Genomic DNA, 19,939 nt, shown 5'->3' with positions numbered 1-19,939 from the left:
ACCACGAGACCTCAACGGAGACCACTGTCATGACCGAGAGCACCACCATCCGCTGGGAGCAGGACGACACCGGTGTCGTCACCCTCGTCCTGGACGACCCGAACCAGTCCGCGAACACCATGAACCAGGCGTTCCGCGACTCGCTCGCCGCGATCACCGACCGGCTGGAGGCCGAGAAGGACTCCGTCCGCGGCGTCATCTTCACCTCGGCGAAGAAGACCTTCTTCGCGGGCGGCGACCTGCGCGACCTGATCCGGGTCACGCCCGAGACCGCGCAGGACCTGTTCGACGGCGGTCTCGCCATCAAGCGGAACCTGCGCCGCATCGAGACCCTCGGCAAGCCGGTCGTCGCGGCGATCAACGGCGCGGCCCTGGGCGGCGGTTTCGAACTGGCCCTCGCCTGCCACCACCGGGTCGCCCTCGACACCTCCGGCACGAAGATCGGCTGCCCCGAGGTCACCCTCGGCCTGCTCCCCGGCGGCGGCGGAGTCGTCCGCACCGTACGGCTGCTCGGCATCGCCGACGCGCTGCTGAAGGTGCTCCTCCAGGGCACGCAGTACAACGCGGTCCGCGCCCGGGAGAACGGCCTGGTCCACGAGGTCGCCGCCACGCCGGAGGAACTGCTCGCCAAGGCCCGCGCGTTCATCGACGCCAACCCCGAGTCCCAGCAGCCCTGGGACCTGCCCGGCTACCGGATCCCGGGCGGCACCCCGGCCAACCCGAAGTTCGCCGCCAACCTGCCCGCCTTCCCGGCCAGCCTGCGCAAGCAGACGGGCGGCGCCCCCTACCCCGCCCCGCGCAACATCCTCGCCGCGGCTGTCGAGGGCTCCCAGGTGGACTTCGAGACCGCCCAGGTCATCGAGGCCCGCTACTTCGTGGAGCTGGCCGCCGGGCAGACGTCGAAGAACATGATCCAGGCGTTCTTCTTCGACCTGCAGGCCGTCAACTCCGGCGCCAACCGCCCCAAGGGCATCGAGCCGCGCCAGGTCCGCAAGGTCGCCGTGCTCGGCGCCGGCATGATGGGCGCCGGCATCGCCTACTCGTGCGCCCGCGCGGGCATCGACGTCGTCCTGAAGGACGTCACCCCGGAGGCCGCGGCCAAGGGCAAGGGCTACTCCGAGAAGCTGTGCGCCAAGGCCGTCGCCAAGGGTCGTACCAGCCAGGAGAAGGCGGACGCGCTGCTCGCCCGCATCACCCCCACCGCCGAGGCCGCCGACCTCGCCGGCTGCGACGCCGTGATCGAGGCCGTCTTCGAGGACCCGGCCCTCAAGCACAAGGTCTTCCAGGAGATCGAGTCCGTCGTCGCCCCCGACGCACTGCTGTGCTCCAACACCTCCACCCTGCCCATCACCACCCTCGCCGAGGGCGTGGAGCGCCAGGGCGACTTCATCGGGCTGCACTTCTTCTCGCCGGTCGACAAGATGCCGCTGGTCGAGATCATCAAGGGCGAGCGGACCGGCGACGAGGCCCTCGCCCGCGCCTTCGACCTGGTCCGGCAGATCAACAAGACGCCGATCGTCGTCAACGACTCGCGCGGCTTCTTCACCTCCCGCGTGATCGGCCACTTCATCAACGAGGGCGTCGCCATGGTCGGCGAGGGCATCGAGCCCGCCTCCGTGGAGCAGGCCGCCGCACAGGCCGGCTACCCGGCCAAGGTGCTCTCCCTCATGGACGAGCTGACCCTCACCCTGCCGCGCAAGATCCGCAACGAGTCCCGGCGCGCCGTGGAGGAGGCGGGCGGCACCTGGACCGCGCACCCGGCGGAGGCCGTCATCGACCGCATGGTCGACGAGTTCGGCCGGCCGGGCCGCAGCGGAGGCGCCGGGTTCTACGACTACGCCGAGGACGGCGGGCGGGCCGGGCTGTGGCCGGGGCTGCGCGAGCACTTCACCCGGGCCGGCCACGAGATCCCGTTCCGGGACATGCAGGAGCGGATGCTCTTCTCCGAGGCGCTCGACACCGTGCGGCTCCTCGAAGAGGGCGTCCTGACCTCGGTGGCCGACGCCAACATCGGCTCCATCCTCGGCATCGGCTTCCCCGGCTGGACCGGCGGCGTGCTCCAGTACATCAACGGCTACGAGGGCGGCCTGCCCGGTTTCGTGGCCCGCGCGCGGGAACTGGCCGAGGCGTACGGCGAGCGGTTCACCCCGCCCGCGCTGCTCGTGGAGAAGGCGGAGAAGGGGGAGCGGTTCGGCGACTCAGTCCGTTCCTGACCCGGTGAGCCACTCGCTCAGCTCTTCTCGCAGCGACCGCTGGAACGTCGTGAGCAGCGCCTGCACCACCAGCGGGTGCATGTGCGCCGACAGGGACTTCACGTCCCGGGCGTCCCGCTCGGCGACCTCGCCGCGGAAGACCTGAGCGAGTTCGTGGGCCGCGGCGCGCGAGTGCTCCAGGAGCACCTCGCGCGCCGCGAGGATCGCGTCCTGCGACAGCGGTACGTCGAGGAGCTGCACACCGAGCCGGAGCAGCCCGGAGTCGACACGGAACGTGTCCCCGTCACCGGGCGTGACGACGTTCATCGCCGCCAGCCGCTCCATGTCCCCGGGACCGAGCGGCCGGCCGGCCCGTCGTTCGAGCTCCCGTCGCGACACCGCCTCCACCGCGTCGGGCGCCCAGGACGCGACCACCGCGCGGTGGATGGCGAGGTCGTGCGGGCTGAGGTCCGCCGGCAGCTGCCCGAGGTAGCGCTCGATCGCCGCCAGGGTCATCCCCTGCCGCTGCAGCTCCTCGATGAGGGCCAGCCGCGCCACGTGCCCGGGGCCGTAGTGACCCACCCGGCGCGGACCGATCACCGGCGGCGGGAGCAGGCCCTTGCTGCCGTAGAAGCGGATCGTACGGACCGTGACGCCCGCCCGCGCGGCGAGTTCGTCGATGGTGAGCGTCGGCTCCCCGGTGTCGGTCGTCATGTTCAACAGTATCGCTGTCTCACCATTACTGTGAAAGACCTGGTGAACGTCGTGCACACCGTGCGTGAATCGTGTGAGAAGTAACGCTGTGTGACGTGGACCACCGCGTATCCGGTGATCCTCCTGGGAAGGTGCTGTCTTGGTCTGTGCCGCGACACACCAGGGTGGTGCGGGCCAGGACCTGCACGACCCCCGGGCCCACGAGGCCGGGCGCACCAGGAAGTGGAACCACCCTTGAGCAGTAAGGACACCGTGGAATCGGCGCGGGCCACCACCCCCCACCAGGTGGCCGGAAGACCCGCGGACGCGGGCGACGCCGGTTACAGCAAGGACCTCAAGGCCCGCCACGTCAACATGATCGCCATCGGCGGCGCCATCGGCACCGGACTCCTCCTGGGCGCCGGCGGCCGTCTGCACAACGCGGGCCCCGCGCTCGCCCTGGCCTATCTGGTCTGCGGCGTCTTCGCCTTCTTCGTCGTCCGGGCCCTCGGCGAGCTGGTCCTGTACCGCCCGTCCTCCGGGTCCTTCGTGAGCTACGCCCGCGAGTTCCTCGGCGAGAAGGGCGCCTACGTCGCCGGCTGGATGTACTTCCTGAACTGGTCGACCACCGGCATCGCCGACATCACCGCGATCGCGCTGTACACGCACTACTGGTCGATGTTCACCAGCATTCCCCAGTGGGTGCTCGCGCTGATCGCCCTCGCCGTGGTGCTCGCCGTGAACCTCATCTCGGTGAAGATCTTCGGTGAGATGGAGTTCTGGTTCGCGATCATCAAGGTCGCGACCATCGTCGGCTTCATGCTGATCAGCATCTTCCTGCTCGCCACCCACCACAAGGTCGGCGGCCACACCCCCGGTCTGAGCGTCATCAGCGAGCACGGCGGGCTCCTCCCGCACGGTGCGATGCCGGTCGTCCTGGTCATGCAGGGCGTGATCTTCGCCTACGCGGCCCTCGAACTGGTCGGTGTCGCCGCCGGCGAGACCGCCGAGCCCGAGAAGGTCGTCCCGCGCGCGGTGAACTCGATCATGTGGCGCGTGGGCCTGTTCTACGTCGGCTCGGTCGTGCTCCTCGCCCTGCTGCTGCCCGGCTCGGTGTACTCCGCCGACGAGAGCCCGTTCGTCACGGTGCTGTCGAAGATCGGCGTCCCGGCGGCCGGCGACGTCATGAACCTCGTCGTGCTGACCGCCGCCATGTCCTCGCTGAACTCCGGTCTGTACTCGACCGGCCGCATCCTGCGCTCCATGGCCATGGCGGGCTCCGCCCCGAAGTTCACCGCCCGCATGAACCGCAGCCAGGTGCCCTACGGCGGCATCCTGCTGACCTGTGCGGTCTGCGTGCTCGGCGTCGGCCTCAACTACCTGGTCCCCAGCCAGGCCTTCGAGATCGTGCTGAACGTCGCCTCGCTCGGCATCATCAGCACCTGGGTGATCATCATGCTCTGCCACATGATCTTCGTCCGCCGCGCCCGCGCCGGCCTCACGACCCGGCCGAACTTCCAGCTGAAGTTCTCCCCGGTCACCGAGATCACCACGATCGCGTTCCTGCTGGTCTGCCTCGGCATGATGTGGAACGACCCCGAGGTCGGCCGGAAGACCATCCTGCTGATCCCGGTGATCGCCGTCATGCTGGTCGCCGGCTGGTTCGGCGTGCGCCGCCGCGTCTCCCAGAACGCGGAGCGGGAACTCTCCCAGCTGTCGAAGTAGCACCCCGGGGGGCCACCCCCAGCGGCCCCGCCCACGGTGGCGTCATGCCGGAGATCACGTATCTCCGGCATGACGCCACCGTTGTGTTCATTGCGGGCGGCCGGGGAGGTGCGCCCGTGAAGGTGCGCCGGGGAACCGCGCGGCCGGCCCTGTACGATCCGCACGTACCGATCACCCGAGGGCCCACGGCGACGGAGACGGCGCCCCCGGCGGAGCCACCGGTGACCGTGTACGACACGGGGAGGGTGCCTGATGCGAGTGGCCGATGTGCTGGTGCTGGGCGGGGCGGGCGTGGACACCGTCATCCAGGTGCCCGAGCTGCCGCTGCCGTACGCCGACAGCTACATGATCGACACCGGGATCCGCACCCGAGCCGGGCAGACCGGCGACTTCGTCGCCCTCGGTCTCGCCGCGCTCGGCCTGCGCACCCACCACCTCGACCTGCTCGGCGACGACCCCGAGGGCGACCTCGTCCGCGCCCTGCACCGCGAGCACGGCATCGCGCTGACCGCGCTCCCGGGGCCCGCGGGCACCAAGCGGGCGGTCAACCTCGTCGGCCCGGACGGCCGTCGCCTGTCCCTCTACGACACCAGCCGCGCCCGCCCCGGCGACCGCTTTCCACCGGAGATGCTGCGCACCCTGGCCGGGGCGAGCAGGCACGTGCACGTGACGATCACCCAGCCCTGCGCCGCGGCCCTGCCGGTGCTGACCGGGACGGGCCTGCCCCTGTCCACGGACCTCCACGACTGGGACGGCGAGAACCCGTACCACGAGCCGTTCGCGCTCGCGGCCGACGTCGTCTTCCTGTCCGCCGCGGCACTGGCCGACCCCGAGCGCACCATGCGGGACATCGCCGAGCGGGGCCGCGCGGAGGTCGTGGTCGCCACAGCGGGCGCGGAGGGCGCCCATCTGCTGGCCGGCGGCGAGCTGACCCGGGTACCGGCGGTGGCCCCGCCCGCGCCGGTCGTCGACTCCAACGGCGCGGGCGACGCCTTCGCCGCCGCGTTCCTCTACGGCCGTCTCACCGGCGAGCCGCCCGAGCGGTGCGCCCGCTTCGGGGCGATCGCCGGCGCGTACGCCTGCACCGTCCCGGCCACCCGCGCGGGCGCGATAGGCCGCGACGACCTCCTGGCGAGGGCGGCCGAGCCGTCCCGCTGAGGTCCCGGCGCGCACGCCACGCGGCCCGGACCCCGGCACGCGCCGTACACGGCCCGCGACCTCAACACCCGTCCCGCTCGCCCTGGGACCTCAGCGTCCGTCCCGCGCGGCCTCGATCTTCTTCCACGACTTCGGCCGGGCGACCGCCGCACCCGCCTTCGCGAAGGAGCGTGCCGCGGACGCGGGCGGCTTCGACGGCTGGAACAGCCAGGTGTCGAAGAGACCCGCGAGGGACTTCCCGGACACGTGCTCGGCGTACCTCTCGAAGTCGGCCACCGAGGCGTTGCCGTACGCGTGCGCCTTCGGCCACCCCTTGAGGATGCGGAAGAACGCGGGGTCGCCGACCTCGTCGCGCAGCGCCTGGATGGCGGCCGCGCCCCGGTCGTAGACGGCGTCGTCGAACTGGTTGTCCGCGCCCGGGTCGCCGGGCTTCACCTTCCAGAAGGCATCGTCGGCCGGGTGGGAGGAGTACACGTAGTCGGCGAGCTGCTGCGCGGTGCCGTCGCCCTCGTGCTCGGACCACAGCCACTGCGCGTACGTCGCGAAGCCCTCGTTGAGCCAGATGTCCTTCCAGTGCTTGACCGACACGTCGTCGCCGTACCACTGGTGCGCCAGCTCGTGCACCACGACGGAGGCGTTGGCGCCCTTCGCGAACTGCTTCGGGCTGTAGTAGACCCGGGTCTGCGTCTCCAGCGCGTACCCGGTGGTGGTGTTCGGGACATAGCCGCCGGCGCTGGCGAACGGATACGGCCCGAAATAGCCGCTCAGCCAGTCGACGATCTCCCCGGTGCGCTCCACGCTCGCCCGCGCGGCCCCGTCGTTGTCGCCGAGGTCCTTGCTGTAGGCGTTGACGACCGGCACACCACCCTCGGAGGTACCGGTGGTGATGTCGAACTTCCCGATGGCGAGCGTGGCCAGGTAGGTCGCCTGCGGCTTGTTCTGCCGCCAGCTGTAGCGGGTCCAGCCCAGCTGCGAGGAGGTCGCCTGGAGCGTGCCGTTGGAGATGGCCTGGGTGCCGTCGGGCACCGCCACCGACACGTCGTAGGTGGCCTTGTCGCTCGGGTGGTCGTTGCTGGGGAACCACCACCAGGCGGCCTCGGGCTCGTCGGCGGCCACCGCGCCGTCGGGCGTGCGGTGCCAGGTGTCGAACCCGTACGCGCTCTTCGTCGACGGCACCCCGCTGTAGCGGACCACGACCGTGACCGGCGTGCCCTTCGCCAGCGGCGTCTTCGGCGTGATCACCAGCTCGTGCTGCCGGGAGTGCGCGAACGCGGCCTTGGCGCCGTTGACCCGCACCTCGCTCACGTCCAGCAGGAAGTCCAGGTCGAAGCTGGACAGGTCCTGTGTGGTCCGCGCCAGGATCGTCGCCGTGCCCTGCAGTTCGTCCGTCGCCGGCTGGTAACGCAGCCTCAGGTCGTAGTGCGAGACGTCGTAGCCGCCGTTGCCGTAGTACGGGTAGTAGGGGTCGCCGATGCCCGGCGCGCCGGGCGAGTAGCCCGCGGCCGATGCCGGGATCGCCAGCAGGAGGGAGGCCGCCGCCAGTGCGCCCGGCGCGATGATTCTGCGGTGCACGTAAGCTCCAAGTCGTCGGGACTGCGGGTCCGTTCGGAGATCTCTGTACGGACCCTATTCAGTCCCTGTGCTCCCTGGCCTGTCCATGACCTCTGCTGTCACACGATCGCCATTCGGCCGACATGAGCCACCCGGGTGCCGTAAAGCACTCTTCTGTACGGGAGTTGACCGGAGTACCGTCCGCGCATGCCGATTAGCACGCCCCTGCGCAGAGCCCTGCGTACGCGCTTCACGATCTTCAGAGCGCTCGCGACAGCGGCCGCCGCCACCCTGATGGCCGCGTTCCTCATCCCGGCCGCGGCCCAGGCCGCGCCCCGTGAGAGCACCCCCGTCTACTCCTACGCCCACGCCATCCGCGAGTCCGTGTGGGTGGACACCGGCCTCGACGAGGACGGCGACGGGCGGACCGACCGCGTCGCCGCCGACATCGTCCGTCCCGCCGAACCGGCCCGCCAGGGCCGCAAGGTGCCGGTCATCATGGACGCCAGCCCGTACTACTCATGCTGCGGGCGCGGCAACGAGAGCCAGGTCAAGACGTACGACGCGAGCGGCCACGTCGTCCGGATGCCGCTGTTCTACGACAACTACTTCGTGCCCCGCGGCTACGCCTTCGTCGGCGTCGACCTCGCCGGCACCAACCGCTCCGACGGCTGCGTCGACGTCGGCGGCCGCTCCGACGTCCAGTCCGCGAAGGCCGTCATCGACTGGCTGAACGGCCGTGCCAGGGCGTACAGCACCCGGACCGGCACCACGACGGTGAAGGCCGGCTGGACCAACGGCCGTACCGGCATGATCGGCAAGAGCTGGGACGGCACCATCGCCAACGGCGTCGCCGCCACGGGCGTCAAGGGCCTGAGGACCATCGTGCCGATCAGCGCCATCTCCTCCTGGTACGACTACTACTTCGCCCAGGGCGCCCCGCTCTACGACGGCGGACCCGCCGACCTCGCCGGGTACGTCGAGAGCGACGGCGCGGCGGCCCACTGCGCGGCCGAGCAGAAGAGGCTCACCGACGGCAGCCCGGTGAGCGGCGACTGGACCCCGCTGTGGACCGAGCGGGACTACGTCAAGGACGCGGCCAAGGTGCGTGCCAGCGTGTTCGTGGCGCAGGGCATGCAGGACCTCAACGTCCGCACCAAGCACTTCGGCCAGTGGTGGGACGCCCTCGCCAAGCACGGCGTGAAGCGGAAGCTGTGGCTCTCCCAGACCGGCCACGTCGACCCCTTCGACTACCGGCGCGGCGCCTGGGTCGACACCCTGCACCGCTGGTTCGACCACGAACTCCTCGGCTACGACAACGGCATCGACCGCGCGCCGACGGCCGACATCGAACGCCACCCCGACCAGTGGGTCACCTCGGCGTCCTGGCCTCCGCGCGGCACCGCCGCCACCACCCTGCACCCGGCCCCCGGCAACGCGCCCGGCGTCGGCACGCTCGGCCTGCGCCCGGCCGCCGGCACCGAGACGTTCACCGACGACCCGAAGCTGAGCGAGACCGACTGGGCCGCCGCGCTGACCGCGTCCACCCCGGGCAAGGACGGCTTCCTCACGGCGCCGCTCAGCCACGACCTGCGCCTGTCCGGTACCTCGACGGTGACCGTCACCGCCACCCCGACCACCGCCTCGGCGCACCTGTCCGCGGTCCTGGTGGACCTCGGCCCGGACACCGTCCGCGACTACGCGGACGCCGCCGAGGGCATCACCACGCTGAAGAACCGCACCTGCTGGGGGGAGAGCACGGCCGGGGACAGCGCCTGCTACCTGGAGACCGCGGCGAAGACGGCGAAGGTCGGCTACACGGTGTTCAGCCGCGGCTGGGCCGACCTCGGCCACTACGCCTCGCTCGCCGAGGGCGTCCCGCTCACCCCGGGCAAGGCCTACCGGATGACCCTCACCCTGGCGGCCACCGACCACGTCGTCCCCAAGGGGCACCGCCTCGCCCTGATCGTCGCGGGCACGGACAAGGACCTCATCAACCCGCCGTCCACCAGGCCGACCGTCACGGTCGACCTGTCCGGTACGACGGCCCGGCTCCCGCTGGTCGGCGGCGCGGCGGCCTTCACCCGCGCCACGTCCGGCGGCACGGCCGCGGCCCCCGCGCCGGTGTTCCCGAGCGGCCTGCGCGCACCGCGCGCGGTCCGGCACATCCCGGCGGGCTGACCGTTCAGGCGGCCGGGCGCAGCACCAGCCCGGCCGCCTCCCGGGCACACCCCCAGGCCACCGTCACCCCGGCCCCGCCGTGCCCGTAGTGGTGGACCAGCACCCGCCCGTCGGGCAGGGACCGCCGCTCCAGCCGTACCGCGTCCCGGGACGGCCGCAGCCCCACCCGGTGGGCGAGCACCCGGGCCCCGGCGATCTCCGGGCGCGCGGCCGCGCACCGGGCGACGATCGCCGCCGCGGTCGCCGGATCCGGCTCCAGTGACCAGTCGTCCTCCTCCGCGGTACCGCCGAGGAGCAGTCCGTACGGCTGCGGGACGAAGTACGTCGAGGCGGCCGACACATGGTCGACGGAGGTGAGCCAGGTGGTGATCCCGGGATTCTCCACCACGACCAGCTGCCCCCGCACCGGACGCACCGCCGGATCCGGCACCAGCGAACGGGCCCCGAGACCCGTGCAGTTGACGACCACGGCGGCGGGCACGGCCGCCAGGTCGGTCACCTCCCGCACCTCCACCTCGCCGCCCGCCCCGGCGAGCCGCTCCCGCAGCCACGCGAGGTGCGCCGGCATGTCGATCACCGGCAACCGCGCCGCCAGCCCGTCCGCCACGGCCCGCAGCCCCGGCACCCGGCCGGCCCAGTCGCCCAGCTCGTCCAGCCGGGTCCCGAGGTGCACACCGTCGACCAGGCGTACGCCCGTCTCCCGCGGCCGCTCGGCCAGCTCCTGGTACACCGCGAGGGACTCCAGTGCCCAGGCGCCGACCAGTGCCTCCGGCTCGATGCGGTACGGCCACCACAGGCCGCCCGCGACCGCCGAGGTGGTGCGCTCGGCGGGTTCCCGCGCCCACACCCGCACCCGCCGCCCCGCCTCGGCCAGCACCACGGCGGTCGTCAGCCCGACGATCCCGCCCCCGACCACGATCACTTCGTCACTCGGCTCGCTGTTCACGCCAGGACGATAGGCCCTGTACGGCCGGCCCTCGTCGCCGTCCCCCGGGAGGCGTCCCGGCGGCCCGGTGACCCGGGGGAGAGCCGGGCTGAGGTGCGGGTGCGCGGCGCACTAGGATCGGGCTCCTGATGACTGCCACTCTCGTCGCGAAGAACCTCGCCGCCGGGCACGGCGACCGCTCCCTCTTCTCCGGGCTCGACCTCGTCGTGGCGCCCGGAGACGTGATCGGGCTGGTCGGCGCCAACGGCGCGGGCAAGTCCACCCTGCTGCGGCTGCTCGCCGGGCTCACCCCGCCCGAGCAGGGCGAACTGCGGCTGTCCCCGCCGGCCGCGACCGTCGGCCATCTGCCGCAGGAGCCGGAACGCCGGCCGGGGGAGACCGTGCGGGAGTTCCTGGCCCGCCGCACCGGCGTGGCCGAGGCGCAGCGGGTCATGGACGAGACCACCCAGGCCCTGGTCGACGGCGCGCCCGGCGCCGACGACGCCTACGCGGCCGCCCTGGAGCGCTGGCTCGGCCTCGGCGGGGCCGACCTGGACGAGCGCGCGGAGGAGGTCGCGGACTCGCTGGGTCTCGCCGTCGGCCTGGACCAGCCGATGACGGCCCTGTCCGGCGGCCAGGCGGCCCGCGCCGGACTCGCCTCCCTGCTGCTGTCCCGCTACGACGTCTTCCTGCTCGACGAGCCCACCAACGACCTCGACCTGGACGGCCTGGAGCGCCTGGAACGGTTCGTCACCGGCCTGCGCGCGGGCACGGTCGTCGTCAGCCACGACCGGGAGTTCCTCACCCGCACGGTCACCAAGGTCCTCGAACTCGACCTGGCCCAGCGGCAGATCAACCTCTACGGCGGCGGCTACGAGGCCTACCTGGAGGAGCGGGACGTGGCCCGCCGGCACGCCCGCGACGACTACGAGGAGTACGCCGACAAGAAGTCCGCACTCCAGGACCGCGCGCAGATGCAGCGGTCCTGGATGGACAAGGGCGTGAAGAACGCCCGCCGCAAGGCCGGCGGCGACAACGACAAGATCGGCCGCAAGTTCCGCAGCGAGGCCAGTGAGAAACAGGCATCCAAGGCCCGGCAGACCCAGCGCATGATCGAACGCCTCGAAGTGGTCGAGGAACCGCGCAAGGAGTGGGAACTGCGCATGGAGATCGCCGCCGCCCCGCGCTCGGGCGCGGTCGTGGCGACCCTGCGGGACGCCGAGATCCGGCGCGGCGACTTCACCTTCGGGCCGGTTTCCCTGCAGCTGGACTGGGCTGACCGGGTGGCGGTGACCGGGGCCAACGGCGCCGGCAAGTCGACCCTGCTCGGCGCGCTCCTCGGCCGTGTCCCGCTCGACTCCGGGCACGCCGCCCTCGGCTCGGGAGTCCTGGTCGGCGAGGTGGATCAGGCGCGGGGGCTGTTCCACGGCCCCGAGTCCCTGCTCGACGCGTTCTGCGCGGCCGTGCCCGACACCGAGCCGGCCGAGGTCCGCACCCTGCTCGCCAAGTTCGGCCTGAAGTCGGACCATGTGCTCCGCCCGGCCGCGACCCTCTCACCGGGCGAGCGCACCCGGGCCGCGCTGGCCCTCCTGCAGGGCCGTGGCGTGAACCTCCTGGTCCTCGACGAGCCCACCAACCACCTCGACCTGCCCGCCATCGAGCAACTGGAGTCCGCCCTCGACTCCTACGAGGGCACCCTGATCCTGGTCACCCACGACCGCCGCATGCTCGACGCGGTCCACGTCACCCGCCGTCTGGAAGTGGCGTCCGGCAAGGTGACCGAGCGCTGAGGAACGGGGCCGGAGCCGTGTGGCTCCGGCCCCTGGGGGTCAGCGCTTCTTCGGGTCGAGCAGGCCCGCCCGGCGCAGTGCGTCGGCCATGGCGCTGTTGGCCGGCGGCGGGGCCTGCCGGCCGCCGCGGTCACCGCCCCGGGCCTCGCGCCTGCCGCCGCCCTGGCGCTCACCGCCGCCCTGCCGCTGCTGCGGCGGCCGGGCACCGCCCCGCTGCTGACGTCCGCCGCCGCCCTGCCCCTGCGGTGCGGCCTCGTCGTCCAGACGCAGGGTCAGCCCGATCCGCTTGCGCGGGATGTCCACGTCGAGGACCTTCACCTTGACGATGTCGCCCGGCTTGACCACGTCCCGCGGGTCCTTGACGAACGTCCTCGACATCGCCGACACGTGCACCAGGCCGTCCTGGTGGACGCCGACGTCCACGAACGCGCCGAAGGCCGCCACGTTGGTCACCACGCCCTCCAGGACCATCCCGGCGGCGAGGTCGGAGATCTTCTCCACGCCCTCCTTGAAGGTGGCCGTCTTGAACGCGGGACGCGGGTCGCGGCCGGGCTTCTCCAGCTCCTTGAGGATGTCGGAGACGGTCGGCAGACCGAAGGTGTCGTCCACGAAGTCGGCGGGCCGCAGGGAGCGCAGCACGCCCGTGTTGCCGATGAGGGACGCCACCTCCTGACCCGTGGTCTTCACCATGCGGCGCACCACCGGGTACGACTCCGGGTGCACGCTGGAGGCGTCCAGCGGGTCGCCGCCCCGGATGCGCAGGAAGCCCGCGCACTGCTCGTACGCCTTGGGGCCGAGCCGCGCGACCTTCTTCAGCTCCGAGCGGGAGGTGAACGGCCCGTTCACGTCCCGGTGCGCCACGATGTTCTCGGCGAGACCGGAGGAGATGCCGGACACCCGCGAAAGCAGCGGCACGGACGCGGTGTTGACGTCCACCCCGACGCCGTTCACACAGTCCTCGACGACCGCGTCCAGCGACCGGGAGAGCTTCACCTCGGACAGGTCGTGCTGGTACTGGCCGACGCCGATCGACTTGGGGTCGATCTTCACCAGCTCGGCCAGCGGGTCCTGCAGCCGCCGGGCGATGGAGACCGCGCCGCGCAGCGAGACGTCCATGCCCGGCAGTTCCTGCGAGGCGTACTGCGACGCCGAGTACACCGACGCGCCCGCCTCCGACACCATCACCTTGGTGAGCTTCAGCTCCGGGTGCCTGGCGATCAGTTCGGTGGCCAGCTTGTCGGTCTCGCGGGACGCCGTGCCGTTGCCGATCGCGACCAGCTCGACCGCGTGCTCCTTGGCGAGCCCGGCCAGCTTGGCGATCGCCTCGTCCCACTTGTTGGCGGGGACGTGCGGGTAGATGACGTCCGTGGCGACGGCCTTGCCGGTCGCGTCGACCACGGCGACCTTCACGCCCGTACGGAAACCGGGGTCCAGGCCGAGCGTCGCCCGGGTGCCGGCCGGGGCCGCGAGCAGCAGGTCGCGCAGGTTCGCGGCGAACACGTTCACCGCCTCGTCCTCGGCGGCCGTCCGCAGGCGCAGCCTGACGTCGATGCCGAGGTGCACCAGGACACGGGTGCGCCAGGCCCAGCGGACGGTGTCCGTCAGCCACTTGTCGGCGGGGCGGCCCCGGTCGGCGATCCCGAACCGGTGCGCGATGGCGCCCTCGTAGGACGACGGGCCGTCCGTGGGCTCCTCCGGCTCCAGGACGAGGTCCAGGACCTCCTCCTTCTCCCCGCGCAGCATCGCCAGGACACGGTGCGAGGGCAGCTCGGTGAAGGGCTCGGCGAACTCGAAGTAGTCGGCGAACTTGGCGCCCGCCTCCTCCTTGCCCTCCCGCACCTTGGCGGCCAGCCGCCCGCGCACCCACATGCGCTCGCGCAGCTCGCCGATCAGGTCGGCATCCTCCGAGAACCGCTCGGTGAGGATCGCCCGCGCGCCCTCCAGCGCCGCCTGCGGATCGGCGACGCCCTTGCCGGCGTCCACGAACGCGGCGGCGGCCGCCAGCGGCTCGACGGAGGGATCGCCGAGCAGACCCTCGGCCAGCGGCTCCAGGCCCGCCTCGCGCGCGATCTGCGCCTTGGTGCGCCGCTTGGGCTTGTAGGGGAGGTAGACGTCCTCGAGCCGCGCCTTGGTCTCGGCGCCGCGGATCCGGGCCTCCAGCTCCTCGGTGAGCTTGCCCTGCTCGCGCACCGACTCCAGGATCGCGGTCCGCCGCTCCTCCAGTTCCCGCAGGTAGCGCAGCCGCTCCTCGAGCGTGCGCAGCTGCGCGTCGTCGAGCATCTCGGTCGCTTCCTTGCGGTAGCGGGCGATGAAGGGCACGGTCGAACCGCCGTCGAGCAGTTCCACCGCGGCCTTCACCTGCCGCTCCCGTACGCCGAGCTCCTCGGCGATCCTGCCTTCGATGGACCCTACTTCGATGGACCCGGGTGTCGTCACGATCCCGTACCGCCTTCTCCACTGAGGTTGCGCGGCAATTGTGGCAGGTGACACCGACAACCGGGGATCAGGGCGGCGCTCGGCGGGGCGCCGGGCCGCGGCGCGACCACCGTGGTGATCCGGACATGCGGGCGGGGCCGGGCAGAATGGTTCCTGCCCGGCCCCGCCGCCCTGGCTACTGCCCGTGGGTCAGCGGATCAGTGCCAGTGCCCACCGCGGTGGTCGCGGTCCCCGCGCCAGCCACCGCCGTGGTGCCAGCCGCCCCAGTCGCGCCGGTGGTCGCCGCCACGCCAGTCGCGGCCCTCGTGACGGTGGCCGCGGTAGCGCCATCCGTCGCCGTCGCGCCATTCGTTGCCGTCACGCCATCCGTCGCCGTCACGACGGTGGTCACGGCCCCACGAGCGGTCGCCGGGACCAGGGAAGTCGTGGTGCACGCCGCGGACGGCCACGGCCGGGTGCAGATGGCCCTGGTGCTGATCGGCGGCGGCCGCCGGCAGCGCCGCCGCGGCCACGGCGGCGGCCGCCACGACGGATGCGGCGGTCAGCCTGCGGACTGAAGCAAAAACGGACACAAGGTCCCCCTTCGCAAGTGTTGCGGGTGGCGGCCGGTCGGCCGCACGACCACACCTTGCAACCCGCGACCCGGTCGCGGCGGCGGACTCGCGAGGGACATTACGGATCTAAGAGATTCCTGTAACTCTCGTGTGTAACGACCATCTATATGTCTAATGCTCGTTTACGCCACGATGTGACCGGTTCACCCAGGAAGTTCCGGCTTGTTCCGCCGGACCCCGCGCCCGCACCCCCGCGCCTTCACCCGAAAGTGAGTAACAGCCGCTACGCCACCCGGGCGACGGCCGGAGCCGGCGGTGTCCGGGCCGGTCAGCCGGAGGCGGCCACGTTCCAGGTGAAGCGCGGCTGACGGCGTTCCAGGAACGCGGCGACGCCCTCGGCGGTGTCGCCGCTGCCACGCGCCTGCTCCGCCCAGTGGGCGTCCCTGTCGGTGCGGCCGCCCGCGAACTCTTTGGCGGCGGCCTGGGTCAGCTGCGAGCGGGACACCAGGGTCCGGGTCAACTCGGCGACCCGCTTGTCCAGTTCGCCCTCGGGCAGCACCTCGTCCACGAGGCCGGTGCGCAGCGCGCGCCCGGCGTCGATCAACTCGGCGGTGAACAGCAGGTACTTGGCGGTGGCCGGGCCCACCAGCGACACCAGCCGGCGGGTCGAGGAGGCGGGGTAGACGATGCCGAGCCGCGCCGGGGTCACCCCGAACAGCGCGCCGTCCTCGGCCAGTCGCAGGTCGCAGGCCGCCGCCAGCTGGGCGCCGCCGCCCACGCAGTGCCCGCGCACGGCGGCGAGCGTCGGCTTGGGGAACGCGGCCAGCGCCTCCTCGGCCGCGACCGCGAGCCCCTGCGCCTCCCCGGACGACCCCCGCAGCGTGGTGATGTCCGCGCCCGCGCAGAAGGTCCCGCCCTCGCCGGTCAGCACCAGTGCCCGCACCCCGGGATCGCGCGCGAAACCGTCCAGCAGCGGCGGCAGGGCCCGCCACATCGCGGCCGTCATGGCGTTGCGCTTGGCCGGATGACGGATCACGACGGTGGCGACCGAGTCGGTGACCTGGTGCGACAGCTGGGGCTCCATGCGCCGGATCGTATCGACCGGCGGTCGCGGTCGCGCCGCCGCCTCCGGCGGCCCGCGGCACCCCCTGTTTCAGGCTCTGCCTCGTCGCCACCGGCCGCGGCGGGCGCCGGACGCGCCGGGCGCCGCCGGGCCCGACAAACCGAAGAGTTCGCGAATCGGCGCCGGGGGGACAGGATCAGTCCGACACGTGACCTTGTCATACCCAGTCGGTCAGAAATCGTTCGATATCCGCTGACTTGTGTTCAGGTCTTTGGCCGGGAGCCGATCGTTACCAACACTCGACGTGTGGTGACAATCGAGCGCGAGGGTGGCGACCGGACAATGGACAACCATGGGCGCGGGGACGGCCCGCGCCCAGCGGGGGACGCCGTGAGGCCGCCGGATCCACTGCCGTACGAGGGCGTCTGGCGGTTCACCGCCGCCGCGGTGGACGCCTCGGTCCCGCAGGCCCGCCATGCGGTGCGGGACCTGCTGCTGCGCCAGGGCGTACCGATCTCCGACGACCTGGTGTACGGGCTGCTGCTGATCGTCTCCGAGCTGGTCACCAACGCGGTCCGGCACGCGGCGCTGCTGTCGCCGATGCTGGCCGTCGAGGTGGCCGTCGGGGCCGAGTGGGTGCGGGTGTCCGTGGAGGACAACCACCCCTATCGTCCGACCGCTCTGGAGGCCGACCACGCGCAGACCGGCGGGCGGGGGCTGCTCCTGGTCCGCGAGGTCGCCCAGGAGGCCGGCGGGGTGGTCGACGTGGAGCACACGGCGAGCGGCGGCAAGGTGATCTGGGCCGCCCTGCCGCTCAAGCCCGCCCGGTTGCCGTGATGCCCCTCACCAGCCCGCGGACGGGCCCGTCAGCTCCCTGATCGCCGGACGGGCCGCGTCCAGCACGGTCATGAACCAGGACGAGAAGGTGTCCCTGGCGTGCCGTTCGGCCAGCTCGGGCGCCGTCACGAAGGCGGTCGCCTCGACCTCCTCCGCGTCCGGCGCGAGCGGTGCCTGCACCAGCCCGACGAAGAGGTGGTTGTACTCCTGCTCCACCAGGCCCGAGGCCGGATCCGGGTGGTTGTAGCGGACGGTGCCCGCCTCGGCGAGCAGCGAGGGCGACACGCCCAGCTCCTCGAAGGTGCGCCGGGACGCCGCCGCGAAGGGCGCCTCGCCGGGGTAGGGGTGGCCGCAGCAGGTGTTGGACCACACACCGGGGGAGTGGTACTTGCCGAGCGCCCGCTGCTGGAGCAGCAGCCGGCCCTGCTCGTCGAAGAGGAACACCGAGAAGGCGCGGTGCAGCCGTCCCGGCGGCTGGTGCGCGGCCAGCTTCTCCGCCGTGCCGATCGTCACGCCCTTCTCGTCGACCAGTTCCAGCAAAATCGGCTCTGCGGTGCCGTTCGACGAGCTGTGCGTCGCGGTGGCAGGTGTGATCGGCATACCCATCCTTCGCCTCGGTCTTCGCACCCCAAGTCTGCCGTACGAATCCGGCACTCCCGGCACTTCCCGGCACGTCCGCGCGCGGCGCGGCACCGGAAGTCGGACCCGGTAGATCATCGTGCCCGGTGTCCGACGGGCAGAACCGTCGGGGTGGTGGTCGAACGGATGTGCGAGTGCCTCAGTGGCACAGTCTGGCCTCGTGCTCCGCGTGCCCGCCCGGCTCCAGCTGGAAGGTGCAGTGCTCGACGTCGAAGTGGTCGCCCAGGCAGCCCTGCAGCTCGTGCAGCATCTTCTCGTGCCCGATGGCGTTCAGCACCTCCGAGCTGACCACCACGTGCGCCGAGAGCACCGGCATGCCCGAGGTGATCGTCCAGGCGTGCAGGTCGTGCACGTCCTCCACGCCGTCCAGGGCCAGGATGTGGGTGCGCACTTCGCCCATGTCGACGTTCTTGGGGGCCGCCTCCAGCAGCACGTCGACCGTCTCCCGCATCAGCTTCAGCGTCCTAGGCACGATCATCAGGCCGATGGCCAGCGAGGCGATCGGGTCGGCGGCCTGCCAGCCCGTGGTCAGGATCACGGTCGCCGAGATCAGCACCGCCACCGAGCCCAGGGCGTCGGCGGCCACCTCCAGGAAGGCGCCGCGCACGTTCAGGCTCTCCTTCTGCCCGCGCATCAGCAGCACGAGCGAGACGGAGTTCCCGGCCAGGCCGATCAGACCGAACACGATCATGAGGCCGCCCCGGGTGTCCGCCGGAGTGACGAACCGCTGGGCCGCCTCGTACAGGACGTAGCCGCCGACGCAGAGCAGCAGCAGGCAGTTGGCCAGGGCGGCGAGGATCTCGGCGCGGGCGTAGCCGAAGGTGCGGTTGGTGCTCGGCGGGCGGTTCGCGAAGTGGATCGCGAGCAGGGACATGCCGAGCCCGACACCGTCGGTCGCCATGTGCGCCGCGTCCGCGACCAGCGCGAGGGAGTTCGCGAGGAGGCCACCGGTGATCTCGACGACCATGATCGTGAGCGTGATGGCCAGCGCGATCCGCAGCCGCCCGCGGTAGGCGGCCGCGGCCGTGCCCGTGGGTGGCGCATGGGTGTGCGCATGCCCGTGGTCGTGCCCAGCACCCATGACAACCGCCCTTTCGCGTTCCGTCCGAGAGGCCAGTGAACTACGGGGAGGGGGTATCGGGCAACGCGGTACTGAAAGCCGTTGTCATGTGCCCTGACCTGCGCAAACGATGCGCTGGTCAGGGCGCTCCGCGCTCATCCGCCGTGGTGCAGCCGCCAGCCCTGCCAGGCCGACTCCACCATCTCGCGCACCCCGCGCCGGGCCCGCCAGCCCAGTGCCTCGGCGGCCCGCTCGGTGGACGCGACCGCACGCGGCGCGTCCCCCGGCCGCCGTCCCTCCACCACCGGGGTGCGGCGGTCCCCGGAGACCTCTCCGATGACCGTGATCAGCTCACGCACCGAGACGCCCTTGCCCCGGCCGATGTTCAGCGTCAGGTCGCCGGCCCGGGCGCCGCCGGCCAGCCGCCGGGCCGCCGCCAGGTGGGCCTCGGCGAGGTCGGCCACATGGATGTAGTCGCGGACGCACGTGCCGTCCGGCGTCGGGTGGTCGTCGCCGAAGATCCGCGGGGCCTCGTCGCGGGTGAGCCGGTCGAAGACCATCGGCACGATGTTGAACACGCCCGTGTCCGCGAGTTCCGGCGGGACCGCGCCCGCCACGTTGAAGTAGCGCAGGCACACCGTGGAGATCCCGTGCGCCCGCCCCGCCGCCCGTACCAGCCACTCACCGGCCAGCTTGGTTTCGCCGTACGGGTTGACCGGCGCGCACGGGGTGTCCTCCGTGATCAGGTCCACGTCCGGGTTGCCGTACACCGCCGCCGACGAGGAGAACACCAGCCGGCGCACGCACGCCTCGGCCATCGCGTCCAGGAGCGTGGCGAGGCCGCCCACGTTCTCCCGGTAGTAGCGGGTGGGCTCCGCCACGGACTCGGCGACCTGCTTGCGCGCCGCGAGATGGACGACGCCCGTCACGCCGTACTCCGTGAAGACCCGTCGCAGGCACTCCCCGTCCAGCGTCGAGCCCGCCACGAGCGGGACCTCGGCGGGCAGCCGCTCGGGCACGGCGGCCGACAGGTCGTCCAGCGCCACGACGCGCTCCCCGGCGCCGGCAATGGCCCGTGCCACATGTGCCCCGATGTATCCGGCTCCGCCGGTGATCAGCCACGTCATGGTCGCCC

The 19,939-nt window shown here is 72.2% G+C and carries 15 protein-coding genes; 6 read left to right on the top strand and 9 right to left on the bottom strand.

Annotated features, from left to right (window positions below; all coding sequences use genetic code 11):
• Positions 1 to 29: 29 nt before the first annotated feature.
• Positions 30 to 2,213 (top strand): 3-hydroxyacyl-CoA dehydrogenase NAD-binding domain-containing protein, encoded by a 2,184-nt coding sequence (locus ACZ7FF_RS07635; protein WP_470810307.1) that lies wholly within the window; start codon positions 30 to 32, stop codon positions 2,211 to 2,213.
• Here the strand turns inward: ACZ7FF_RS07635 and ACZ7FF_RS07630 are convergent.
• Positions 2,199 to 2,906, bottom strand: a complete 708-nt coding sequence (locus tag ACZ7FF_RS07630; protein ID WP_470810306.1) for a MerR family transcriptional regulator — start codon at positions 2,904 to 2,906, stop codon at positions 2,199 to 2,201. The genes ACZ7FF_RS07635 and ACZ7FF_RS07630 overlap by 15 nt on opposite strands.
• A gap of 234 nt (positions 2,907 to 3,140) precedes the next feature.
• Between ACZ7FF_RS07630 and ACZ7FF_RS07625 the strand changes: the two genes are divergently transcribed.
• Both ACZ7FF_RS07625 and ACZ7FF_RS07620 read left to right on the top strand, forming a co-directional pair.
• Positions 3,141 to 4,610: an amino acid permease gene (locus ACZ7FF_RS07625; RefSeq protein WP_470810304.1), complete on the top strand. Its 1,470-nt coding sequence runs from the start codon at positions 3,141 to 3,143 to the stop codon at positions 4,608 to 4,610.
• A gap of 252 nt (positions 4,611 to 4,862) precedes the next feature.
• Positions 4,863 to 5,768, top strand: a complete 906-nt coding sequence (locus tag ACZ7FF_RS07620; protein ID WP_470810302.1) for a PfkB family carbohydrate kinase — start codon at positions 4,863 to 4,865, stop codon at positions 5,766 to 5,768.
• A 90-nt stretch (positions 5,769 to 5,858) separates the two neighbouring features.
• On the opposite strand, the gene ACZ7FF_RS07615 is transcribed toward ACZ7FF_RS07620, so the two are convergent.
• Entirely contained in the window at positions 5,859 to 7,340 is a 1,482-nt protein-coding gene (locus ACZ7FF_RS07615; RefSeq protein ID WP_470810300.1) for a M1 family metallopeptidase, read from the bottom strand.
• A 186-nt stretch (positions 7,341 to 7,526) separates the two neighbouring features.
• Between ACZ7FF_RS07615 and ACZ7FF_RS07610 the strand changes: the two genes are divergently transcribed.
• Positions 7,527 to 9,500 (top strand): Xaa-Pro dipeptidyl-peptidase, encoded by a 1,974-nt coding sequence (locus ACZ7FF_RS07610; RefSeq protein WP_470810298.1) that lies wholly within the window; start codon positions 7,527 to 7,529, stop codon positions 9,498 to 9,500.
• Positions 9,501 to 9,504: 4 nt separating this feature from the next.
• On the opposite strand, the gene ACZ7FF_RS07605 is transcribed toward ACZ7FF_RS07610, so the two are convergent.
• Positions 9,505 to 10,422, bottom strand: coding sequence for an FAD-dependent oxidoreductase (locus ACZ7FF_RS07605; RefSeq protein WP_470810600.1), 918 nt, complete (start codon positions 10,420 to 10,422; stop codon positions 9,505 to 9,507).
• A 152-nt stretch (positions 10,423 to 10,574) separates the two neighbouring features.
• Between ACZ7FF_RS07605 and ACZ7FF_RS07600 the strand changes: the two genes are divergently transcribed.
• Positions 10,575 to 12,215 carry an ABC-F family ATP-binding cassette domain-containing protein gene (locus ACZ7FF_RS07600; protein WP_470810296.1) on the top strand — a complete coding sequence of 547 codons (1,641 nt, stop codon included), beginning with the start codon at positions 10,575 to 10,577 and terminating at the stop codon, positions 12,213 to 12,215.
• Between the two features lie 39 nt (positions 12,216 to 12,254).
• Here ACZ7FF_RS07600 and ACZ7FF_RS07595 read toward each other — a convergent pair whose 3' ends face one another.
• The 3 genes from ACZ7FF_RS07595 to ACZ7FF_RS07585 form a co-directional block, all read right to left on the bottom strand.
• Positions 12,255 to 14,651, bottom strand: coding sequence for a Tex family protein (locus tag ACZ7FF_RS07595; protein WP_470810294.1), 2,397 nt, complete (start codon positions 14,649 to 14,651; stop codon positions 12,255 to 12,257).
• Between the two features lie 197 nt (positions 14,652 to 14,848).
• Entirely contained in the window at positions 14,849 to 15,223 is a 375-nt protein-coding gene (locus tag ACZ7FF_RS07590; RefSeq protein ID WP_470810292.1) for a hypothetical protein, read from the bottom strand.
• Positions 15,224 to 15,533: 310 nt separating this feature from the next.
• Complete coding sequence (locus ACZ7FF_RS07585) at positions 15,534 to 16,289, bottom strand: enoyl-CoA hydratase/isomerase family protein (protein WP_470810290.1); 756 nt, start codon at positions 16,287 to 16,289, stop codon at positions 15,534 to 15,536.
• Between the two features lie 321 nt (positions 16,290 to 16,610).
• Here ACZ7FF_RS07585 and ACZ7FF_RS07580 point away from each other — a divergent pair, with 321 nt between their 5' ends.
• A complete protein-coding gene (locus tag ACZ7FF_RS07580) occupies positions 16,611 to 17,105 on the top strand; it encodes an ATP-binding protein (protein ID WP_470810288.1) in 495 nt (164 codons plus the stop codon).
• 6 nt (positions 17,106 to 17,111) lie between these two features.
• Here the strand turns inward: ACZ7FF_RS07580 and idi are convergent, their stop codons facing one another.
• The 3 genes from idi to galE all read right to left on the bottom strand — a co-directional run bounded on the left by idi (position 17,112) and on the right by galE (position 19,931).
• The gene (gene idi, locus ACZ7FF_RS07575; RefSeq protein ID WP_470810287.1) at positions 17,112 to 17,705 is read right to left on the bottom strand and encodes an isopentenyl-diphosphate Delta-isomerase; all 594 of its coding nucleotides are present in this window, start codon (positions 17,703 to 17,705) and stop codon (positions 17,112 to 17,114) included.
• Between the two features lie 178 nt (positions 17,706 to 17,883).
• Positions 17,884 to 18,825 carry a cation diffusion facilitator family transporter gene (locus ACZ7FF_RS07570; protein ID WP_470810285.1) on the bottom strand — a complete coding sequence of 314 codons (942 nt, stop codon included), beginning with the start codon at positions 18,823 to 18,825 and terminating at the stop codon, positions 17,884 to 17,886.
• A 134-nt stretch (positions 18,826 to 18,959) separates the two neighbouring features.
• Positions 18,960 to 19,931 carry a UDP-glucose 4-epimerase GalE gene (gene galE / locus ACZ7FF_RS07565; protein ID WP_470810283.1) on the bottom strand — a complete coding sequence of 324 codons (972 nt, stop codon included), beginning with the start codon at positions 19,929 to 19,931 and terminating at the stop codon, positions 18,960 to 18,962.
• Between the last annotated feature and the right edge of the window lie 8 nt (positions 19,932 to 19,939).

It is taken from the genome of Streptomyces sp. NPDC037126 (assembly GCF_055605965.1).
The sequence above is the reverse complement of the archived record's forward strand: the minus strand, read 5'-3'. Positions and strand labels throughout refer to the sequence as shown.